1 protein-coding gene is annotated in these 1,968 nt (G+C 66.8%); it reads left to right on the forward strand.

Annotation, left to right across the window (positions count from 1 at the left end; genetic code table 11):
- The coding region (locus BM438_RS44490) for a beta strand repeat-containing protein (RefSeq protein WP_425270773.1) at positions 1 to 1,968 on the forward strand (1,968 nt) is incomplete at both ends.

Genomic DNA, 1,968 nt, shown 5'->3' on the forward strand with positions numbered 1-1,968 from the left:
CGCTGCCGCGTCAGGCGCCGTCGCATTGGGCGGCGGCGCCACCGGTTCGCAAACCAACGGTATAGCCGTTGGTGCGGGAGCCAGTGCCACCGGTGCAAACTCCCTTTATCTGGGAGCGCGCACTGCGGCGGGCACCGGTTCGACGGGAACGGGGTCCATTGCGATTGGCACTGACGTTACCTCAACCGCCGATTATGCCGCTGCGATTGGCTTCCAGTCGGTGGTAAGCGGGCCGGCAGCCGTCGGGATCGGTTATATCGCCACAGCGTCCGGGACGCATGCTGTCGCTGTCGGCTTTCAGTCCATCGCCAGCGGACTCAACGCCGTTTATCTTGGGCCGCGTGCCGTCGCCGGCACGGGCGCAACGGCGGCGGGTGCGATTGGCATCGGCACGGACGTGACTGCGTCCGGTCCCTCTTCACTCGCCGCCGGCACAGTGTCCAAAGCGACGGCACAGAATGCCGTGGCTTTGGGAGCGGGCGCCGCCGCCTCAGGGCTCAACTCGCTCGGCATGATGAACGGCTCACAAGCCACCGGTGCTAATTCAATAGCGTTGGGGTCATCCGATACCGTTGCGGAAGGCGGCGCGTCTACCCCGGCGACGGTGGCAGGCGCCGCGGCGTCCGGCATTCGCGCAATTGCGATCGGCTCCGGCGCGAGCTCGGCTGGCTCGTCGTCCATCGCGATAGGTGATTCGGCTCTGACGGGCGCCAACACAGATGCCCTCGCCATGGGTACCTCCGCAACGGCTAACGCGGCCAATGCTTCCGCCATCGGCAATGCTGCAAGAGCGCTCGCCGCCTCCACGGTTGCCATCGGCGACGGCAGCACCGTCGCCGCAGCAGCCGGCGCCGGATCGTTCGCCGGCGGCCATAACTCCCAGGTACTCGGTGGGACGGGCGCAGTCGCGCTCGGTCAAGCGCAAACCGCGAGCGGCAACGGCGCGGTCGCGATTGGCGATCCCAATACCGCGACCGGTAATGGTGCTGTCGCCGTGGGCGCGAACAATACCGCCACGGGCGATGGCGCGGTAGCGCAGGGCAACGGCAATACCGCCAATGGTCAAGGCGCGGTCGCGCTGGGCAACGCGAGCAACGCGAACGGCGCGAGCGCGTTGGCGTTAGGCGATTCGGCGGCGGCCAACCAGGCCAAAGCGATCGCGCTGGGTGCCGGCGCGTCAGCCAGCAACGCGAACGACGTCGCGCTGGGGGCGGGCAGTACAACCGCAGCGCCACATACGGGCACCACTGCGCTTTATGGCGGCACGGCGGCGGGCATCGCGAGCGCGGCCAATGGCGTGGTGTCGGTTGGCTCCGCTGGTAAAGAGCGGCAACTGCAGAACGTGGCGGCGGGTGTGATTTCATCTGCGAGCACCGACGCAATCAACGGCTCGCAGCTGAATACGGTTGTCACCGGCGTCAATAATCTCGGCGCGTCGACCGCGGGCACCTTGGGCGGCGGCGCCAGCTATAGCGCGGCGACCGGCGATCTGACCGGCTTTAGCCAGCCGGTCAACACCGTCAGCACGACCGGGGCCGTAAGCGGACCCACGGCGCAGACGACGGTCGCCGGTGCGTTGACCGCGCTGAATACGAATATCGACAACACGGCCAATGTCGCGGTCAAGTACGACGCGGCGGGTGGTACGAAGATCACGCTCGGTGCGACCGGCGGCGCGGGAGCCGGGTCTCCGGTGACCATCACCAACATGGCGCCGGCTGCATTGAACGCGACGAGCACGGATGCGGTGAACGGCTCCCAGCTGTTCGCCACCAACCAGCAGGTCACGGCCAATACGACAGCGATTTCCAACATCAACAATGGCAGCGGGATCAAATATTTCCACACCAATTCGGTGCTGGCGGACAGTGTTCCCACCGGCACTGACGCGATCGCAGTGGGACCGGCCGCCAATGCGTTCGGCAACGATTCGATCGCCCAGGGTCTGAATGCGGTGGCCGGCGTGAA

Origin of the sequence: Paraburkholderia aspalathi (assembly GCF_900116445.1) — a bacterium.
Taxonomy (GTDB): Bacteria; Pseudomonadota; Gammaproteobacteria; order Burkholderiales; family Burkholderiaceae; genus Paraburkholderia; species Paraburkholderia aspalathi.